This is a genomic window from Pseudoalteromonas sp. A22 (genome assembly GCF_018141345.1).
In the GTDB taxonomy this organism is placed as follows: Bacteria; Pseudomonadota; Gammaproteobacteria; order Enterobacterales; family Alteromonadaceae; genus Pseudoalteromonas; species Pseudoalteromonas maricaloris.
Window position 1 is genome coordinate 1069277 of the sequence record NZ_CP047237.1, and the last position, 19422, is coordinate 1088698.

At 44.4% G+C, this 19422-nt stretch carries 13 protein-coding genes and 1 CRISPR repeat array; of the genes, 5 read left to right on the forward strand and 8 right to left on the reverse strand.

The genetic code is table 11. The annotated features are described in order from the left end of the window. Positions 1–55 precede the first annotated feature (55 nt). Positions 56–946, forward strand: a complete 891-nt coding sequence (gene nhaR, locus GSF04_RS04325; RefSeq protein WP_039496207.1) for a transcriptional activator NhaR — start codon at positions 56–58, stop codon at positions 944–946. Between the two features lie 13 nt (positions 947–959). Here nhaR and GSF04_RS04330 read toward each other — a convergent pair whose 3' ends face one another. Further along, the gene (locus tag GSF04_RS04330) at positions 960–1670 is read right to left on the reverse strand and encodes a LytTR family DNA-binding domain-containing protein (protein ID WP_211856804.1); all 711 of its coding nucleotides are present in this window, start codon (positions 1668–1670) and stop codon (positions 960–962) included. A gap of 280 nt (positions 1671–1950) precedes the next feature. On the opposite strand from GSF04_RS04330, the gene GSF04_RS04335 reads away from it, so the two are divergent. The 4 genes from GSF04_RS04335 to GSF04_RS04350 all read left to right on the forward strand — a co-directional run bounded on the left by GSF04_RS04335 (position 1951) and on the right by GSF04_RS04350 (position 8665). Beyond that, positions 1951–4794 (forward strand): TonB-dependent receptor, encoded by a 2844-nt coding sequence (locus GSF04_RS04335; RefSeq protein ID WP_211856805.1) that lies wholly within the window; start codon positions 1951–1953, stop codon positions 4792–4794. A gap of 216 nt (positions 4795–5010) precedes the next feature. Next, entirely contained in the window at positions 5011–6810 is a 1800-nt protein-coding gene (locus GSF04_RS04340; RefSeq protein WP_211856807.1) for a tetratricopeptide repeat protein, read from the forward strand. A gap of 216 nt (positions 6811–7026) precedes the next feature. Continuing rightward, positions 7027–8187, forward strand: coding sequence for an aspartyl/asparaginyl beta-hydroxylase domain-containing protein (locus GSF04_RS04345; RefSeq protein WP_211856809.1), 1161 nt, complete (start codon positions 7027–7029; stop codon positions 8185–8187). 202 nt (positions 8188–8389) lie between these two features. Next, a complete protein-coding gene (locus tag GSF04_RS04350) occupies positions 8390–8665 on the forward strand; it encodes a SelT/SelW/SelH family protein (RefSeq protein WP_099029779.1) in 276 nt (91 codons plus the stop codon). A 716-nt stretch (positions 8666–9381) separates the two neighbouring features. Beyond that, a CRISPR array of direct repeats spans positions 9382–10389; the repeat unit is 29 nt; unit sequence CGGTTTAGCCCCGTGCGTACGGGGAACAC. Between the two features lie 153 nt (positions 10390–10542). Here GSF04_RS04350 and cas2e read toward each other — a convergent pair. The 7 genes from cas2e to cas3 all read right to left on the reverse strand — a co-directional run bounded on the left by cas2e (position 10543) and on the right by cas3 (position 19422). Next, positions 10543–10839 carry a type I-E CRISPR-associated endoribonuclease Cas2e gene (gene cas2e, locus GSF04_RS04355; RefSeq protein WP_345779119.1) on the reverse strand — a complete coding sequence of 99 codons (297 nt, stop codon included), beginning with the start codon at positions 10837–10839 and terminating at the stop codon, positions 10543–10545. An 8-nt stretch (positions 10840–10847) separates the two neighbouring features. Then, positions 10848–11777, reverse strand: a complete 930-nt coding sequence (gene cas1e / locus GSF04_RS04360; protein ID WP_211856811.1) for a type I-E CRISPR-associated endonuclease Cas1e — start codon at positions 11775–11777, stop codon at positions 10848–10850. A gap of 70 nt (positions 11778–11847) precedes the next feature. Then, entirely contained in the window at positions 11848–12525 is a 678-nt protein-coding gene (cas6e, locus tag GSF04_RS04365) for a type I-E CRISPR-associated protein Cas6/Cse3/CasE (RefSeq protein ID WP_211856813.1), read from the reverse strand. Then, positions 12518–13189 (reverse strand): type I-E CRISPR-associated protein Cas5/CasD, encoded by a 672-nt coding sequence (cas5e, locus tag GSF04_RS04370; RefSeq protein WP_211856815.1) that lies wholly within the window; start codon positions 13187–13189, stop codon positions 12518–12520. Before cas5e ends, cas6e begins: the two co-directional genes overlap by 8 nt. Further along, a complete protein-coding gene (gene cas7e / locus GSF04_RS04375) occupies positions 13186–14343 on the reverse strand; it encodes a type I-E CRISPR-associated protein Cas7/Cse4/CasC (protein ID WP_211856817.1) in 1158 nt (385 codons plus the stop codon). The genes cas5e and cas7e overlap by 4 nt, the downstream gene beginning before the upstream one ends. Before the next feature lie 14 nt (positions 14344–14357). Next, entirely contained in the window at positions 14358–16436 is a 2079-nt protein-coding gene (casA, locus tag GSF04_RS04380) for a type I-E CRISPR-associated protein Cse1/CasA (RefSeq protein WP_211856819.1), read from the reverse strand. Positions 16437–16545: 109 nt separating this feature from the next. After that, a complete protein-coding gene (cas3, locus tag GSF04_RS04385; protein ID WP_211856820.1) occupies positions 16546–19422 on the reverse strand; it encodes a CRISPR-associated helicase Cas3' in 2877 nt (958 codons plus the stop codon).

Here is a 19422-nt window from a genome sequence, read left to right on the forward strand (position 1 = left end):
AAGAAAAGATAAAAGCTGATTATATCTAACTAAAAGCAAGATTTTTACGAACAATATGAACATAAACTTCAATCACCTTTACTATTTTTGGCAAGTAAGCAATGAAGGCAGCATCGCAGGTGCAAGTAAAGTCCTTCATTTGACGCCTCAAACCATCAGCGCGCAGCTATCAAGCTTAGAAGATCGGCTAGGGAAACCTTTATTTATAAGAGAAGGCAGAGGACTCAGGTTGACTGACTTCGGCATTTTAACAAAGCAATATGCGGACGATATGTTTTCGATTGCCAAAGAATGGTTAGAAACAACACAAGATGGTGCAACAGCCATACATCGCACATTAAAAGTAGGTATCTCAGATGCCATTCCAAAATCGTTAGTATCAAAATGGCTTGCGCCTTTGATAGAAAATGAGCAAGTTGCCAACTTGCACTGTATTGATGGTCAGCAGTCGGAATTATTGGCTCAGATGGCGATGCATAAACTCGATATCGTACTAGCGGACAAACCTCTTGATAGTAATCTGCCATTTAAGGTATTTTGTCACGAAATAGGAAAGAGCCAGATTGGCTTTTATGGTTCAATTTCTAGTTGTGAAGAACTTAGGGCAAACTACCCAAAGTCATTACAAGCACAACCAATCATTCTTCCCGCGAAACACAGCCCAGTAACGAATTCGATTCAATTTTGGCTGCAAGAGCAAAATATAGAAATCAAAGTCGCAGGTCATGTGGATGACAGTGCCTTGATGAAAGCATTAGGTCAGCAGGGATTTGGCATTTTTCCAGCCCCACTTTCGATAAAATCAGAATTACAACGGCACTATGATGTCTGCCTCATTGGCACTATCGAAAGTACGTATCAAAACTATTACGCCTTCACACCCGATAGATTAATTAAAGACTCTATCTTCAGCGAGTTCGTGAATTTTGCCAAAGGAGTGAGCTGACACTATAGTCAGCTTATGTTGGCTGTAAAAGAGAAGACAAGTTTTGTTTATAACGTCTTGATAGGTGGAGTGAATCTCCGTTTTCTAGAATAACGTCGTAATCTCCATTATCTCTTGTCTTCAGTTCACTGATAGCATTTAAATTAACAAGTGAAGACTTGTGGATCCTAGAAAAGCCAAAGGTTTTAAGACTTTTTTCCATTGATGACATCGTGTCCCTATGCAAGATTGAACGCTGCCGATTGATCATATGAAGTTCAACATAGTTCCCCGCACCACCAACCCAAGCTAAGTCTTCCACTTTTATCACATGAATGTGCCCCGAGTCTTTTACAATCAGTCTTTGATTTGGGACATACTCTGATGGCGCCTCTGTAGAATGCGAGAATACCAGCTGAAGAATATTAGTGATCAGAGCACCTTCTGTATCCTTCCCATCAACGCTCATTGTTGTAGAAGCATTTAACTTAACATCTGTCGTTATTTTAATAGTTGGCACAGAGTCAAGCTGTTTTGTGATTGCTCCTTGCTTTTCCAGGTCAATATCATGTGAAATATCAATTAACAAACAGTCGATTTCACCCATTGAAATAGTTTCTAAAACATCAACAATACTTTGATAATAAACAAACTGGGAACAAACCGAGACTTCTTTTAATTTTGTACTTATTTCGACGCCAAGCTCAGACAAATAGCTAGGAATAGAGATCGTCACTCTTTTCATTCATCACCTTAAACACATCAACAGGTTAACAAGGATACTAATACTTTGTATCCTATTTCACAATAGTTAACATATTATTGTTATAGATTGTCACTATGTAATCTGCAAATTAAATTTGATCTTTTTTTTCTCGCCTGTCGTCACTGATTCCCACCGCCTTACGTATCTCAACTGGCATATTCCAAGCTTCCGTCATAACTTCGTCGTGATACTAATAAGCCTTTGTGATGAGTAATTAAACTTGCCAAGGGTATCTAAAACAAACCTATCAGGGGATATCATGAAACAATTCAAGCGTTCTAAGTTAAGTATGCTTATCACTTCCGCGTGCCTAATCGGCGGAAGTTTAAGCATCCAAGCATCAGCCGAAGAAGCAGCTGATGGTGCCAATGAAGAAGTCGAAAGAATTTCTATTACAGGTTCTCGTATTCAACGTGTAGCGTTAACTGCAAAAACACCGGTTATCGAACTAGACGGTTCAGAATTTGCCATGTCGGGTAACTTAAACGTTGAGCAAAAGCTTGCCGAGCTACCATTGACAGTTCCTTCTTTCGGCCCTAGCTCAAATAACCCGGGTGATGGTACCGCTCGAGTAGACTTACGTGGTCTTGGCAATGAGCGTACACTTGTACTTGTTAACGGTCGCCGCTGGGTACCAGCGACACAAACAGGTGTTGTCGACTTAAACACAATTCCAGCGTCTCTTATTGAAGGTGTAGACATCATTACAGGTGGTGCAGGTGCGGTATACGGTTCTGATGCACTAGCTGGTGTTGTAAACTTTCGTTTGAAAGATGACTTCGAAGGCGCTGAAATTTCTGCGTTATACGACATCACAGAGGAAGGCGATGGTGAAAAGTTCAACACTGACCTTACCTTGGGTGGAAACTTTGCCGACGGTAAAGGTAATGCTACTGTTTATATTGGTTACGCCAAACGTGAGTCAATCTTTCAGGGCGATAGAGACTTTACTAACGTAACACTCACTGAAGGCGACACAGGGTTAGTGCCTGGTGGTTCATCTGGTATTCCTGGCACTCGTGTATTCTCAGGCCCTACGCTTCCTAATGGTACAACTCTAGGCCGTTTTGGTCCTAACGGTGAGGGTCTACCCTATACATCAGCCGATGCATTTAACTATGCCCCTGATAACTACCTTCAACTACCTCAAGAGCGTCTAACGCTTAACTCTTTTGCACACTATTACATCAATGATGAAACTCGCTTATATAGTGAGTTATCTTTCATCCGCAACGAAGTACCGTCACAACTAGCTCCAACTCCTGCATTTGTAGGCAACCTAGAAGTCAACCCCAATAGTCCATTTTTTGGTGCTGATGTTCAAGCCGCAATGAATGCGCTGGTACCTGAACTTGACGCGGACGGTGAGCCTACAGGTAATATGATCAGTGCGCTTAACGCAGACGGAAATTATGTTTTACCGTTTATTGGCCGCCGTATGGTTGAAAATGGTCCACGTCAATCGATTGATACACGTAATGCGATGCGTTTATTGGTCGGTGTAGATGGCTTTATCGGTGATTGGGCATACAACGCATACTACAGCCGCTCTGAACTAGACCGCTCTAACCTTCTTAATAATGACGTGTCTGAAACGCGTTTCAGACAAGCGATTTTAGTTACTGATGACGGTAGCGCATGTCAAGACACATCTGGCGGTTGTGCACCATTGAACATATTCGGTGAAGGTAATATTTCACAGGCTGCGATTGATTTTATCAATGTTGGTGCATCTAACGTAACAAACATCAAACAAGAAATCTTCCACATCGATTTTGCTGGTGAGTTACCATTTACCGTACCATCTGCTGATATGCCTATTGGTTTTGTAGTTGGTTACGAGAGCCGCTTTGACGACTCTAGCTTCCGCCCTGATGAGTTTTTAGCATCTGGTGATGTTCTTGGCTTTAACGCTGGTGAACCAACAGTTGGTAGCTATAGTGTTGATGAGATCTTCACAGAGATCGATATTCCACTAGTAACAGATGCAGCATTTGCTGAAGACATTACGCTATGGTTCGCAGGTCGTCTTTCTGACTATTCAAACATCGGCAATGCTTCTTCATTCGCAACAACATTAAACTGGAAAGTAAACGAATACGTTTCGTTCCGTGCAGGTTATCAAGAGTCTGTTCGTGCGCCTAACATCGCAGAGCTATTCCAAGGTGCAGCGAATGGCTTCCCAAGTGCAACCGATCCATGTAGTGTTGACGGCTTTGTAGAAGGCACAACAGACAGAGCACTTTGTGAGGCGCACGGTGTTGCATCTTCTCAAGTCGGTGTATTCGAGCAAGCAAACGCGCAAATCGAAGGGAGTTTTGGTGGTAACCCAGAGCTGAAGGAAGAAACGTCGGAAACAGTTACACTAGGTCTTGTTATTACACCTACCGAAAACTTTGACGTAACCGTTGATTACTTCGACATTCAAATTGACGATGCTATCGACGTGCTAGGTGGTGGCGTAAACAATATTCTAGATATTTGTTACAACCAGCTTAAGGATCCAAGCTCTGAGTTCTGTCAAGCGATTACTCGTCGTCCTGATGGCAACGTTGACCTAGTAACTGCACTCAATGCGAACATAGCTGAGTTAGGTACTAAAGGTTATGATATTAACTTCAACTGGACGACTGAACTTGGCTTTGGTATTGGCGAAAATGGCTCAACACTGAATATCAATTCAAAGAACACCATTCTTGAAGAGTATTTTGAAACTCCGAGTGTAGGCTTTACCGATACAAATTACTGTGAAGGTAAATTTGGTAATACCTGTGGTACGCCACGCCCTGAGTTCCAAAGTAATAACCGCTTTACTTGGACTTCAGGCGACTTAAGCGTGTCAGCACTAGTGCGATACTTGAGTGAAGTTGATGATGACACTGGCGAAAACGAAATTGTGCCTACATCTAAAGCTTTATGGTACCTTGATCTTAGCGCAAGCTACCACTTCACAGATCATGTACAAGCAACATTTGGTATTAAAAATGTGTTAGACACTGAGCCAACGCCATTAGGTGATGCTCAACAACAAGCAAATACATTCCCAGAGTTGTATGACGTAATTGGCCCACGTTACTTCGTGAGTGCAGTGTACACGTTCTAATCAGTTGATACTGAAAAACTAGGGAGCTTCGGCTCCCTTTTCTGTTGTTGCTGTATTAGTTCCTTTATCTACAGTGAGTTATTAAGTTTTCCATTGCGTTTACTGAAAAATTGATCGAAACCAACAAAACTTCAAAATAACAACACTTTACTCGCAACTAAGTCGAGTTTGGCTAAAATAAAAAGTATGCCGCTGACCGTTTAAGAAAAAAATAATATGAAGCAAGCGCCCGAAATTACTATTGCAGTTCAAGATGCTTTCAAATTGATCCAACAAAAACAATATCAACAAGCGTTAACTAAGTTACAGCCTTTTACTGACTCGCCTCACCCCGATCTGCATTACCTTTTGGGAATTTGCTATAAATCACTAGCCGAGTGGCAAAGCGCAATAACCTCATTAAGTGATGCCGCTAAACTCGCTCCACTTAAAACTGAAATCTTAACTCATCTAGCCAAATGTTACTGGCTATCGGGTGATTTACAGCAAGCAGAAGCCCACTACCTTGCGCTGTATGAAGCTGAGCCCAAAAATCTAGATTTACTTAAAAACTTGTCGCTTCTGTATCTTGAACAAAATCAGCTCGACATGGCAAGCCAATGGGCTCTCAAAGGACAATCTCTAGATGATTCTGGACAACTCACCAAAATACTCGGGGACGTTGAAAAAACAAGAGGAAACCTCAGTGAGGCGATCGGTTATTATCAACAAGTTCCTCAACACTCTCCGGTTGTCTTTCGGGCAATACACAATTTGGGCCTTTGTTATAAATTACAGGCTAAATTTAACCAAGCGATTCAATGCTTTAAATTTGTGCATCAAAAAGCACCTGAGCACTATGAACCGCTTTACAACCTCGGCGACTGCTTTTTTGCAAATGGTCAATTTGAACAAGCACAACAAGCCTACAATCTGGCTTTGAAACAAGCCCCATACAATCCAATCATACATAAAGCGATTAACGAGCTTTATTGGCAAAGTGGGCAGCATCAGCTTTTTGCTACCAGTTTACTAAACGCGATGGAGTCAGCAAATAACCGCCTAGAACTCATAGAGTGCCTAGCTGAACTTTACTGGAATACCAATCAGTACAGGTTATGTGAGGAATGTATCAAGACGTCAGGTTACGCCGATACTTCCGCTACATTACTCGCGTTAAGAGGGCGTCTGGCGGCCACAAACAATGATCTAAATGCAGCCTTTGAGCATTTCGATAGTGCCAATAAGATAGTCATTAATTACGACAGGATATGTGAGCAAGCAAAATTTGCAATCCAGCTTGGAGAGTTCGGTACCGCACAATCCCTGCTCGAAAAAGTGTTGCAAGCGCAGCCCAACTCACAACTTGCTTTAGCTTGGCTAAGCGTAGTATTTCAAGCCACAGATAAACAAAAGCACCACGCTCTATGCAACCCGGATTTTATTCTGACCACAAACTTAAGTGCTCCGGGCGGCTATCAAGACACTGAAGACTTTCTTAAAGCGTTGGAGTCATGCTTACTAACACTTCATCAAGGTAAACAAGCACCAAGTGAACAGACCTTAGTAAATGGCTCACAAATTTCAGGAGGCTTGCTTAATAGAGATATCGAAATCATCTCCAAAGCTCGAACTCAACTGCTGCGAGATATAGATAAATGCCTTAATAAGTTAGATTTAGATCCAGAGCATCCCTTTTTAGCTCATTTACGCAAAGAGAAATGCATTACAGGCTCATGGTCTGTCAAACTGACGGAGCAAGGTTTCCACGTAAGCCATATTCACCCCGCAGGCTGGATTAGTGTAGTTCTATATATCAACACGCCAAATGACGATAGCAATAATGGTGTAATTGAGTTTGGGCGGCCACCACTGGCACCACCCTACGATTTTCCACCATTCAAAACCGTAAAACCTCAACGAGGGCAAATCGTGATCTTCCCCTCTTATTTTTGGCATGGAACACAGCCATTTAACCCTACGAGTAATAACTATCGAATGACTTTGCCATTCGATATTGGCGTTCTTAATAAATAACCTGAGGTTTGGATAAGGAATGTTCAAACTCATTGTTTCTAAAGAACAACTTAGTTTTTCCTTGTCTAGCCAGAGAGTTTTAGGGAAAACAAGGCGAATTTACGCACCAATAGCTGGCTATTGGAAGTGAATTCAACGCAGTTAGCGCTAAAACTGGCTGCTAGAAAGGCATTAATTATCCGCAGCTCAGGTTAAATAGAAAGAGAAACCACTTTAATGACAAACGAAGAGACACAACCACTCAATATAGATTCACTTTTACAGCCAATTCTCGAATGCGAGCCACAAAATAGTTGGCCATTATTATTATCGAAGCTAATCGATAGCTATCCTCAAAGTGCTGAACTAAGCTATCGGGTTGCTGTAATTTTAGAGCAAATTGGAGCGTTACCTGAAAGTGAAAAGGCCTACTTTCACTGCCTTACTCTGGCACCCAAAAACTACTTAGTGTATCTCTACCTTGGACATTTATTAGAGAAGAAGGGAGAAGACAGTACAGCACTCGTATGTTACACCCTATGTGAAGCACTCACAGGCAGCTTTAAGCGCCTTCAACTCGCCAATAGCACCGCCCCTCAAACACTTGAGCGCTTCCAAAAAGCTTGGCAGTGTATGGAAAAGAACCTTGGTACAGCATCAAGCATTGAGTCGGGTCGCTGGGTGCAATACAGTAGTAAACCTTTTGAAACAGCCCAAGCACCACACCTTTTTTACGTTGCGAATCTAAGTGCTCATCCTATCTGGCCCGCGGAGCAATTTGCATGGTATGAAAGCTTTAACGCTACGATCCCCGACATCATCAAAGAATTCCACACTACGTTTAGTAGCGCATCTTCACACCTTACGCCTTATTTGTCGGGTAAAGAGTATGAAAGCGCATTTCCAATGCTCGCAAACAGTAACAACTGGCAAGCGTTATCCCTTTTTAAAGAGGGTGTGGAAAACGTTTCAGTGTCAAAGCACTTTCCTATACTCAAAAAGGCCTTAGAGAAAGTACCTTGTTATGGCTTAACAGCATCTCCATACGAAGTGTTTTACTCTAAATTAGCCAAAGGCCAAACCATCACTCCACATTACGGCCTTTCGAACCACAGCTTAACAGTGCATTTAGCCATAGATATTCCCCATGACTGTTACCTAGACGTCAATGGCGAGCGTGCTTCATGGCAAGAGCATCAACTCACCATCTTCGATGACTCCTATTTGCATATGGCACATAATGGCAGCGACCGTGACCGAATTGTACTTATATTCTCAATTTGGCATCCTGATCTAACATCGACTCAATGCCAGGCAATACAATCAGAATTTAAAAATAGACAACGCTGGATCGATAATTTAAACGCAACTTTGGATCAATATAGAAACGATCACTAGAATCCTAATTTTCATCACGTCTCCCCCTCGACTTACCACAAAAGGGGTTGTTACTATGTGAATAACCCGTAACTTAAAGTCTGACCTTATGATTGAGGTCTCCCTGGATAATTTCGGGGGTAACCCCCGTTTTTTTCATACTAGCCACACCATAAATCACAGTGCTAAAATCCAATCACAATCTTCAAGTTAATGTAAATTCATGCAAAAACCAATCATTACAATTCATTACTGCGTGCTTTGCCAATGGATGCTGCGAGCTTCTTGGCTTGCACAAGAGCTGCTTTCAACTTTCTCCGACGATTTAAAGCAAGTTGCGCTCGCGCCTGCAAGTAAAGGCGTATTCGAAATTTACTACAACGATACGTTAATTTGGTGCCGCAAAGCAGATGATGGCTTTCCAGAAGCCAAGGTGCTCAAAAGAAGAGTGAGAGATTTATTAGATCCTGAGCGCGATTTAGGCCATGTAGATAAGTAACCGGCGAACAAGGGTGGCTATCACTTAATCCGGAGCGTGTATGAGCAAGTCCAAAGTCCCCACCGGTTAACAGCTTCATAAATAAATTCCAGCACATGATCCAGACCTGAGTAACTCCGATTTAGTCCCGTGCGTACGGGGGCGAAGTAGGACCGACAAAAATATCTGGAATATTTTTGAACAGCTCTGCTGACCCGAAGGGCGAAAGACAGGAAGTCTGGAGTCATCACCGTTTCGCAGCCTGCTGAGGTGAGCGCATGGATGCGTGAGGGATGCTGCTTCACGGACGAATTACAGCACATGATTCAGACCTGAAAAACTCAGGTTTAGCCCCGTGCATACGGGGAACACAGCTGATTCTGCTGTATCTGAATCAAAGTCGACGGTTTAGCCCCGTGCGTACGGGGAACACTGAAACCCGAGTGCATGTTAGTGGCTTGAAGCCGGTTTAGCCCCGTGCGTACGGGGGCGAAGTAGGACCGAAACAGCGTTTCGCAGCCTGCTGAGGTGAACGCATGGATGCGTGAGGGATGCTGCTTCACGGACGAATTACAGCACATGATTCAGACCTGAATAACTCAGGTTTAGCCCCGTGCATACGGGGGCGAAGTAGGACCGAAACAGCGTTTCGCAGCCTGCTGAGGTGAACGCATGGATGCGTGAGGGATGCTGCTTCACGGACGAATTACAGCACATGATTCAGACCTGAATAACTCAGGTTTAGCCCCGTGCATACGGGGAACACTAATGCCAAGTGCATTGCTAATTTTTGCCGACCGGTTTAGCCCCGTGCGTACGGGGAACACAATTATTTCTCCATCCCACTCCCCTCCGTAATCGGTTTAGCCCCGTGCGTACGGGGAACACCAGTTATAATGATATAAAATTAAGTTATAAGGCGGTTTAGCCCCGTGCGTACGGGGAACACACATAGTGACCTCATAAAAGGCGGTTGCCCGCCGGTTTAGCCCCGTGCGTACGGGGAACACGTTTGCTGGGGAGAAACCCGAGATAGAAGGCCACGGTTTAGCCCCGTGCGTACGGGGAACACGTATATATCAAAACAGACCGATTACGATAATCCGGTTTAGCCCCGTGCGTACGTGGAACACCTAATACCAGTCGACCCAGATTTAAAGGCTCACGGTTTAGCCCCGTGCGTACGGGGAACACGTGATATTGTTGATTAGAATTTTTAAATCATCACGGTTTAGCCCCGTGCGTACGGGGAACACCCAAAACATACATAAAAATACTGTTCTGAAATCGGTTTAGCCCCGTGCGTACGGGGAACACGGCTGACTTTGCTCCTTCCAGTTTTTTAAATGCGGTTTAGCCCCGTGCGTACGGGGAACACTCTATGGCTATCCTCAACAAGCCAAGTAATAACGGTTTAGCCCCGTGCGTACGGGGAACACTGAAATTATTTTCTATAACAAACCCCTTCCATCGGTTTAGCCCCGTGCGTACGGGGAACACGTAGTTCTGTTCCCCTTTAAACTAATTGAATTACGGTTTAGCCCCGTGCGTACGGGGAACACGTTTCGTTTGGGGTTCAGGGTGATAACAACGGCGGTTTAGCCCCGTGCGTACGGGGAACACTTACTGGTCTTCCTCTTTCAGTGCTGCGTAATCGGTTTAGCCCCGTGCGTACGGGGAACACTCCTTTAGTAAAGGCGGTTCTATCATTTCTTACGGTTTAGCCCCGTGCGTACGGGGAACACTCTAAAATTATATAATTGTTTTTAATAAAGAAAAATCACCTAGTAAAAGTTACCGAAAATTTTAGGTACAAAAGTACCTCTCATTATGAGGTAAAAATCTTAATCTCCAACTTGTTAAAGAGCATTAAATCGAATTAAAAAGTGGGGCGTTCGCTAATCTGCCCCCTGGCTATCATCTACTCTGGGCGTGTACTTCACCAGTCTCAGGCCCTGAAAATCGACTGGCATTCTGGCGTTTTCGCCGTAAGTGATAAAATCAAAACCCGACTCGGTATTAGTTGCCCAAGCCATAACCGCATTGCCGTCTTCCGCCAGCTCACTGACCTGAAACCAGATCATTTCGCGAATGCGTTTACTTACATCCCCCACGTACACACCCGCACGGATTTCCAGTAGCCACACCGCCAAGCGACCTCTTAACCTAGGTGGCACTGCCTCAGTAACAACCATGCACATACTCATAGTGGTCCTCCGCTGCGATGACCTTCGTCACCAATGGATTCAGGTTCAGGGATAGCGGGCGGTTGTGCGTCAGCATAAGGCTCGGGCGGTGTTACTTCTCCGGCGGCTAATACTTCTTCAATCAGCGGGATAAGGCGTGGTAATACCTTGTCTTTACGGAACGCTTCGCGACAGGCGATACGTACTTCACGATCGGGGGACTGTGGCCGCCGTTTGGCAATTTTAAACGCCACAGGCACCACGGTATCGAATTTTATAATGTCAGCAATATCATACACAAACGACAACGGTTTGCCGGTATGCAAAAAGCCAATGGCAGGCGCATAGCCTGCGGCCAAAACAGCGGCTTCAGTAACGCCATACAGGCAAGACGTAGCAGCGCTGATACATTGATTGATCACATCACCCTTCGCCCAGTCTTTGGGATCATAACGTCGTCCCTGCCAGCTGACCTGATACTGTTTAGCAAGCAGCTCATAGGTTTTGCGTACACGCGTGCCTTCAATGCCCCGCAGCTGATCAACCGAGCGCCGCTCCGGTGCCGGTTCGCCAAAGCGTAGCTCAAACATTTTGCGCACGACTTTGAGCCGCAGGTTTTCATCCAACGCCAGCTTGGCCTGATAGAGCAACTTATCGGAGCGTGCACCACCGGGCTGACCCGCAGAGTAAAGCCTGACTCCCGCTTCTCCCACCCAGATAAGCAACGTGCCCGTGGTTGCAGCCAACTTGACCGCCGCATGGCTCACCCGGGTGCCCGGTTCCAGCATAATGCACACCACAGAGCCCACCGGAATCAGCATCCGTTCACCATTTACTTCATCAATCACAACAAATGCGCCGTCGCGCATATCAATACGCCCCATACCAATAAAAATCATTGAGTTACGATCTTTAATTGGAATAGGTTTTAAAGGAAGAAATGCCATTCCCTGCACTCCTAAATTAAGCAAAAGATTAGCTAAGAAAAAGGCGAGTCGCCCCGCCTTACTGATTAGATTACAACGGCTTGATCAACATCAGTCCGCAGCCAAAAGCTTTGGAGCGGCCAATACCGTTGAATAATGCCTGCTCCAGTTTTTGCACATCGGTGATTTTTGCCACACCAAAATAGTCCAGTGTGCTCAACTGGATGGGCCTGGCCCCGTCTTTTTTAACCACTTTATGCTGCTTGTAATTGCTGAACTCAATACACTGAGTCAGCAACTCCAGGCCACCCTTTTGCAGCTTTCTGTCTAGCCAGGCTTTTGCCGCTATATCAACAGCTTCATTCACATCGCTATTTGCTTTTTGAGCCTGTTTTTTGGCATGCATTAAAACATCGTGACGGCGAGTTTTCTCTCCTTTTGGTGTAATATCTACCGTCGGATTAGCTCGTAATGAGAACTGAACCAGACCCGCTTCTTTGAGCTGGCTCTGCTTTGTTTGCGTGACTATTCTCCAGCTTTTAATCGCTTCTTTTAGCTGACGTTTTGAGCGAATAAACACTGTTGGCACTGGCAACGCCATATCCACACGAAACATAAAATCAGCCTGAGTCAGCTCGCTGTCAACAAAACAACGCCACACCCACTGATGCTGCTTATAAAGGTCATCGGGATGTAAAAAGCCAAGATCTTCTCCTTCCTGGTCAGGATCAAAATACAATCGGCTTTCATACCAAAGAGTGTCAGACATATAGCACTTCCTCCGTATCCACCAACCCCCAGCTACTTTTAACGCTTCTAAATGTAAAGGCCCGGTGGTTTATCTCAAAGCTCAGTGGCACGTCATGCCGTTGCTCAGTGCCTTCTTGTGCTTCGCTGTCTATGATGTATTTAACCGGTGTTCCGGCCACCTTTTCATGCTCGGCTTGCATTCTTGGCGCTTGTCGCAACGCCTGCTCTAAAGGTAATTCCAAACACGCACTATGGGGATCAACTAAAGGAATGCCCGGCAAATATGACTTACGCCCTAAAAACTGCGGCCAGACCGGGTTTAACAAAGCATGATGCAGTTTTTTAAGCAAAACCGCGTCGCCTTCAAAGCCTACCCAAAAGGCGGCATCTGCAAGATAAGCACGATGTGACAGCTGCGTATCCGGCTTGCCACCGTCAGCCTTTGCCACATTCAGCGCCGTTTGGTAATCAAATGCCAGATCGCCTGGTTTATCTATGCGCACGCCCATTCGCAATGCAGTAAGATCATTCAGAGGCTCACTTCGCTCACGCCCTAGTGATGCACACAGCAAACCGATCACGCCGCTTTTTGTCGGATCAAGCTGAGTGTTGCGCAGCTCAAAGGCACTTTTTAGCCCCCATGACTGCATTGGTCCAGCTAATCGGATCAACAAAGTGCTCATTGACACTCCAAAGCACCTTGCAGTGCATCCAGCATCTGAGCTTCCAGTTGTGCAATGGTGCCACTGTCTTTGTCCTGATACTCTTCCAGATTGTCGATATAAGTGCTGCGGCCCTCAAAAATAAAGCCCGATTCACCATACATACCTGCAAGCTTCTTAGCGAACATTTCCAGTTTTCGTGCTGACTGGTGCTCAAGCTCGGCTTCATCAGGCTTGTCTATTGTTACCGCCTGAGTAAATGCGTTGCTCAGAGACCAAGGTGCACCATCTTTGCGCACATTCACTTTGATATAGCTTGGCGGATTCTGCGCTGCAAAGCTGTTTTGTTTACCGGAAGGCACCGCTTGAACTAACGCCCTGAAAAAACCTTTTACCGCGCCAGTCACCTGTTCCTCATCCTGCCCAAGGTTAGCAGCCAGTTTATCAATATTGATCTGAGCATAACGGTAATAACAGGCACTGTTGAAGTACACCCCCCCCATCATGCCGGAGCCTTGCTCACCCGCCTGTAATTCGTCATCCACAGCAGTGAAAAAATCCATGGCTGGCGTAACGATATTGGTTGAAATTGCATGGGCCACCTGGCACGCAGCGTCTACATTGATATTGTTGTTGTCTGCGACCATACGGCCGAATAATGCGATATCTGCGGCAAAAGCCTGTTCGTGCTTACCAAATACTTCACCCACTAGTTTTGCGAGCTTTTTATCTAGCTTCTTTTTATCCTCCTGGTTTAGCTCATCAAAATTTTCAAGTGCAATATTCTTAAGCGCTTCGACTTCATTCAACCCTAGGTAAAGCAAGTATTCAGTTTTGAACTTATGTTTTTCTTCTTTTTGCACCAACTTCAGCTCAGCAAGTCCAAGTAAATTTTCACAGACTATATTACTTGCATCTTCAGGTTTGCCATTGGCAACCAAGAAATCTCTAATCTTAAAAGCTAGCTTACGAGTGCGTACCGCGCGGTCGCCCTGGTGCTCTACAACTGCATCATTAAATGCCCCATGCGTACGAATTGCACGCTTCTGACACTGGCTTGAGATCCGCGCCCGTTGGGAACCACCAAACACACAAGATTTAGGCGTATTGGTATCGTCGCGGTTTAAGTTGCTTGGGGCAAAGTTCTGTAATACATGAAATTCGATAAAAGACATAAGGTAACTCCTTTTTAATTTGTCGCGTCTGCTGAGTCTGTAGACTCATCGGATTGAGTTGGTTTGGCCCAGTAATCTCTGGCCCATTTAAGTTGAATGCGTTTGTCATCGCTATCCCAGTGATAGAGATCTTCCATCAAGGTGCGGTAATCGATGGCAATATCTTTGCTTTTTAGAATTTGTACCATCTGGCGCAGCGTTTGCTTTAACTGCTCACCTTTTGCCTCCAGCAAGCACTCAAAGCGAAAGCTCATGCCAGGGCGCTGATCTTTATCCGCTTGATACCAAATGTGACCAAAACTGCTATGTTGTGCTTCTTGATACACTTTGGCGTGACTTGCAAATAAACCAGCAACAAAAGCCTGCACTTTGGAGCGTTCATCCTCACTGGAAAGTAATGGCCCTAAGTAAGATATCGCTATCAGTTGAGAGCCTTTTTGCAGATCCAGAGACTTCCTAAGTGCAGCCAGAATATCTCTTTTAGGGAAATCCTGATTGCCCCACTGATATAACTGCCTGATGATTTCTTGAGTATCCTGACTCCAGTAAACATGACGCTGCCATGTTCTCCCGTGTAATGACTCTTCCAATTGTTGTTTGGCGATACTCAGGCCCTTTTGTGCTCTGACTCCACCATAACACCAGCTATGTGTTGCACCTTCGAATGCAGCAAATGCTGTTTCCTTGCACACTGTACGCCAACTAGATTTAGCCTCTTCACTGTTATTACTTAATGCCCAAATAAATTGTTCAAACGACTCATTGAGTTTAGGCCAGTAAAAACGCGCAGGGTTGATCGACTCAACTTTTGTTGAAATATCTTGTGCCCTAGCACCATCTGGTAACAGATGAGAAGCAAAGGTTCTTACTGCCCCCATAAGCTGGCTATTAATGGCCTCTGCGGTTTCCAGACCTTTAACCAGATGTGCACTGTACTTGTTCTTTTGTACTTGGTCTTTTTCGATCAAATTAATCGCAAGTGGCAAGCGCTCGTCAAACCAACATAAGGGGTTGGCTTTGTTATTATCTAAACCAATTAACTGACAATTAAGATGAAGCTTATCAATTAATTCATTATCTTCCGCAGCAAGCAATTGGATACCAGCGGGCCTTAAATCTGTGGGCTCTATACCCACTTTAGTCGACCTGGCATATTGCAATAAGTTAGCCGTATCTCGCCAATAGGCTCGTTCAAAACTCAACCTAATCGGCAATTTCTTTTGCTCTTTATTGAGACGGTAAGCGAAGTAAGGCTCCTGCTCCATTTCTTTTGGATTAGGTAATCCCTGTGCTATGAACATGCGGGCAACGCTGCCATCTTTTTGGGGCAGTAAACGCACATGACGAGCACGCCAAGTAAGATAATCACTCAGCCCTCGCATTTCACGAGCCTGAGGCTGCTCAGGCTCATTTTGCTCCCATACAGGCAGGTCCGTTTTACGATCGAGCCACTCTTCATTTTTTGGCATATGTAAATTGAGCATCAAAGTTTGGAACAGGTTTTCGCCCTCCACCATTACAACTGCACCGCCAACTAATGGGGCATTGGTCAGGTTTGGGTGCTTACCAAACTGCACCGAACTACCACTCACCCCACCGCCCAAGCTAAAATACTGACAAACAAGTAACTGAAGTGCGGCTTCATTTGCCGGTAGTGAGAACTCATGATTATCAGCAATATGATTGAATAGGGTTTTATTGTTACCGCTCGCCAGATCAGGCGAGAGCTTTTTGACCGATGTTGTTACGCCCTTTTCTTTCGTGAAATTTGCTGTTTGAAAGAAGGGGTTTGATTCTGAAAAAAGGTCAAACCGTTCTGCGCACTCAGCCGAGCCAAGATAGCTGGAGACTTGCTCATCGAACTCTCCAGCTGCAAAAACCTCATCCCACTCGTCCGGTTCCAGATAGCCATAACTGCGATACAAGATTGCCAGTAATAAGCGTTGTACCGATGCCACTACAAGCGGCTTTTCGTGCACTATCCGCTTTAACTTTGGGGCTGCCTCAAACAAAGATAGTATTGAGTATTCGTTGGTTACCCCCTGTAAATCTAGGGCTGGTATCCAGCTTTCAGTTAATAAATCGTATTTCATATTCCCTCACTCTCTGTAAGTAAACCAATTATTGCTTACCAATTTAATTAATTTTGGACAAAGCTTCGCAGTGTTACTGCCACTTTTAACAAAACCGGAAACTCCACTTTTAAACTTTTCTTCTATCCACTTTAAGCCCAAATTTAGGATCTAACCTGAGCACTCCCAACTCACTATTGGAGTAAGATAAGTCTTGACCCAACACAACTGGAATACAGTTAAACAGTGTTGGCGAACGTCGCCAGGTTTCTTTAGCAATAAAACCAAACGGCCAGCACTCTTCTTGCTCCTTAAAGTGCGCCACCCACTTGGCGTGGCTCAGTGATATTTGTGCCTGCTTTAAACGAGCAATATCTGCTTTTTTAAGCCTTTCTCCAGCTTGCCAATCAATCGCTTCTGATTCTGCATATTCCTTTGCCCCTTGGTTAAACGCTTGCACATTTTGTGTATAGGGCGAAAACTCTGTGACCGGAACAAGCACACTTTCTCCGTTATCAACAAGAAAAATCAATTGAACGCTGACACTGGTTAAACGTGTACTGAGGACAATGTCATCGTTTTCAATTTCACTATTCGTGTACTTTAATAGAGCCCTGACGCTCGACTTATCCGCATCAAACATCATCTCTTTAGCCAAAGTATATTGCGTCCGCTTATCCAGCCTGAATTCAAATGCCTTGTCGTATTCCTGCTCGAGCCAGGTTATTTGTTGGTCGACATCGGCATAGACTTTATTGATCCATGAATCCATATCGCTATTAATATTAATGTCAAAGCCGCCCCCACCAACTGGCTCATTCTTCTCCCAAAGCAAGCGAGTTGTTACAGCCAGTAGATGTGAGGGGTAGATAAACACTTCACCGTGACCAAACCATTCTCCATAGTCCTCGGGAATTTTATCCATTGATGGCAGGTAGATATTTAACGTGGGTGTTTTGATAAACTTAGAGCGAGCAGTGTTATTAATTTGATGACGCCAAACACGGCCAACTCTTTGCAAGAGCAGATCAATTGGTGCAATTTGGGTAAACATCTCGCATGCATCATAATCCAAACTTTGTTCCAGGACCTGACTCCCTATTAGAATCAAACATTTATTCTTTACTGGTCGGTTAGGGTTGATGCTACGATGGTCCGCAGGATGTTTGCCAACCTGATATTCAATCATCTCCTCAATGGACAAACGTGTGGCTAATGGATACTTTGCATGAAAAGTTAGATACTCAACTCGACCATCACTTTCGCTGCAATATCTTGCAATGAGCCGGGACATTTCCTGAACTTTATCAACAGTATTCAAAATACAAACAAACACACCACAACCTGCTTTATTGGCTGTTGTTAGAACATCATTTGCCATATTACTGATACACAACTTTGGAGACGTTGAGTGCAGCTTTATCTTGTAGGTTCCGGGAGGGCTGGTTAAGTCTTCTTTTTTACTATCACACTCAGTTTCAATAATTGTCTGAGACTTCGCCAGAGCACCTGAGCTGTATGTGGTGATCCTTGGGTAGGGTTTATCTTCTACTTCAATTTCTGTTTCAGATGCTTGCCCATACGCCTGAACCAGCTCAACCAACATAGTTCGGGGCAAAGTTGCAGAAAGAATGATAACTCTGACATTAAGCTTGGCCATCCAATGCAATGTATTTTTAAGCAAATCTAGCTGAAAACTCTGTAATGAATGCACCTCGTCCAGTATCAGAACTTTATTTGAGAGCCCAAATAATCTGACAAAATTATGCTTATAGCGCATTGCAGCCATTAGCAACTGGTCAATAGTCCCCACACATGCACCAGCCAGTAAGCCATGTTTTTTTGATGTGAACCATTGATTTGCTACCACTGAGGGAGTGGTGTTTTGTTGGTGCTGATAGTCGATGCTTTTTAATTTTAATGCTTCATATTGCGGCTCAAAATCTGCGTTGCTGTGTTTTAAGTGGGTTTCTATGTTCTGATACCCAAGCACATCTTTTTTGAGTAACCTTAAAGTCCGTTTGAATAACTGATTTGCTGTCGCTTGTGATGGCATGGCCACATACAAACCCGAGTGGCCTAGGTGGCGAATGAAATGATCGGCTAAAACCTGCGCCGCTTCTGTTTTACCACTCCCCATACCGCTTTCAATAATCGAAAGCCAGGGCAGCTCATTAAGCTTGACAAGCTCTAATACCTTTAATTGCAAAGCATTAGGCTTAAAACCAAAAACATCTACGAAATTTGCCTTGTTATTTGAAGCTATGACATGCTTGATGTTTAATAAGCTCACAAGCGCATTTGCAGTATCCATTCTTTGCACAGCATTGTAGTCAATGGCTGTACAATACCTAAACTTTGATTCATCTGAACCAATCCAATCAGCAACCGAACACAGCCCAGCCATATAAGAGTACCAAGCTGGTGTTAAGGTTTGTGCTGCAAGCTGGTTAAATAGATAAAGGTCAATGGAAAAGTAATCGGCTAACCATTCTATCGCATTGCTCTGCACTTCGCTCCATTGCTCATTGCCGCACAAACCACATTGCTTTTTATTTGCTACAAATACACCATGATGACTGGCAACCGCAGAAAATATTACTCTCGCAACATTTTTATCTACACCATACTGTCCACAAAAGTAGTCATGTAAAATAACAAATCCTGAATTGCCATGTTTGGTCTCCGCGTCTTCACACACCTTGAATGTGTTAATGTCGAACAAATCCTTTACCCGATCCTGCAACTTATACTGAAACCCAGGTGTGATCTTGCCAATATCATGCAGGGCAATAAGCAGCACTACCATAGCAATCGCGGTATCCTCATCAACGCCTTCAATAGATAAAAACGGCTTTAGTAAGATAGCCCGCTCCTGAGCTGCCAGCTTGAGGATAATAGCCCGGGCCACAAAGGCCACGTCTAACATGTGACACACTGCAGGAAGAATCTTATGCTCGTCGGCCTTACCCCAAAACTGAAAAATGTCGTTGTTAAAATCACTCAC

Coding starts and splice junctions, on each gene's coding strand:
- cas1e (WP_211856811.1), bottom strand. CDS start 11,777: ATGGCATTTCTTCCTTTAAAACCTATTCCAATTAAAGATCGTAACTCA.
- cas2e (WP_345779119.1), bottom strand. CDS start 10,839: ATGGTTGTTACTGAGGCAGTGCCACCTAGGTTAAGAGGTCGCTTGGCG.
- nhaR (WP_039496207.1), top strand. CDS start 56: ATGAACATAAACTTCAATCACCTTTACTATTTTTGGCAAGTAAGCAAT.
- GSF04_RS04345 (WP_211856809.1), top strand. CDS start 7,027: ATGACAAACGAAGAGACACAACCACTCAATATAGATTCACTTTTACAG.
- GSF04_RS04330 (WP_211856804.1), bottom strand. CDS start 1,670: ATGAAAAGAGTGACGATCTCTATTCCTAGCTATTTGTCTGAGCTTGGC.
- cas6e (WP_211856813.1), bottom strand. CDS start 12,525: ATGTCTGACACTCTTTGGTATGAAAGCCGATTGTATTTTGATCCTGAC.
- GSF04_RS04335 (WP_211856805.1), top strand. CDS start 1,951: ATGAAACAATTCAAGCGTTCTAAGTTAAGTATGCTTATCACTTCCGCG.
- casA (WP_211856819.1), bottom strand. CDS start 16,436: ATGAAATACGATTTATTAACTGAAAGCTGGATACCAGCCCTAGATTTA.
- GSF04_RS04340 (WP_211856807.1), top strand. CDS start 5,011: ATGAAGCAAGCGCCCGAAATTACTATTGCAGTTCAAGATGCTTTCAAA.
- cas7e (WP_211856817.1), bottom strand. CDS start 14,343: ATGTCTTTTATCGAATTTCATGTATTACAGAACTTTGCCCCAAGCAAC.
- cas5e (WP_211856815.1), bottom strand. CDS start 13,189: ATGAGCACTTTGTTGATCCGATTAGCTGGACCAATGCAGTCATGGGGG.
- GSF04_RS04350 (WP_099029779.1), top strand. CDS start 8,390: ATGCAAAAACCAATCATTACAATTCATTACTGCGTGCTTTGCCAATGG.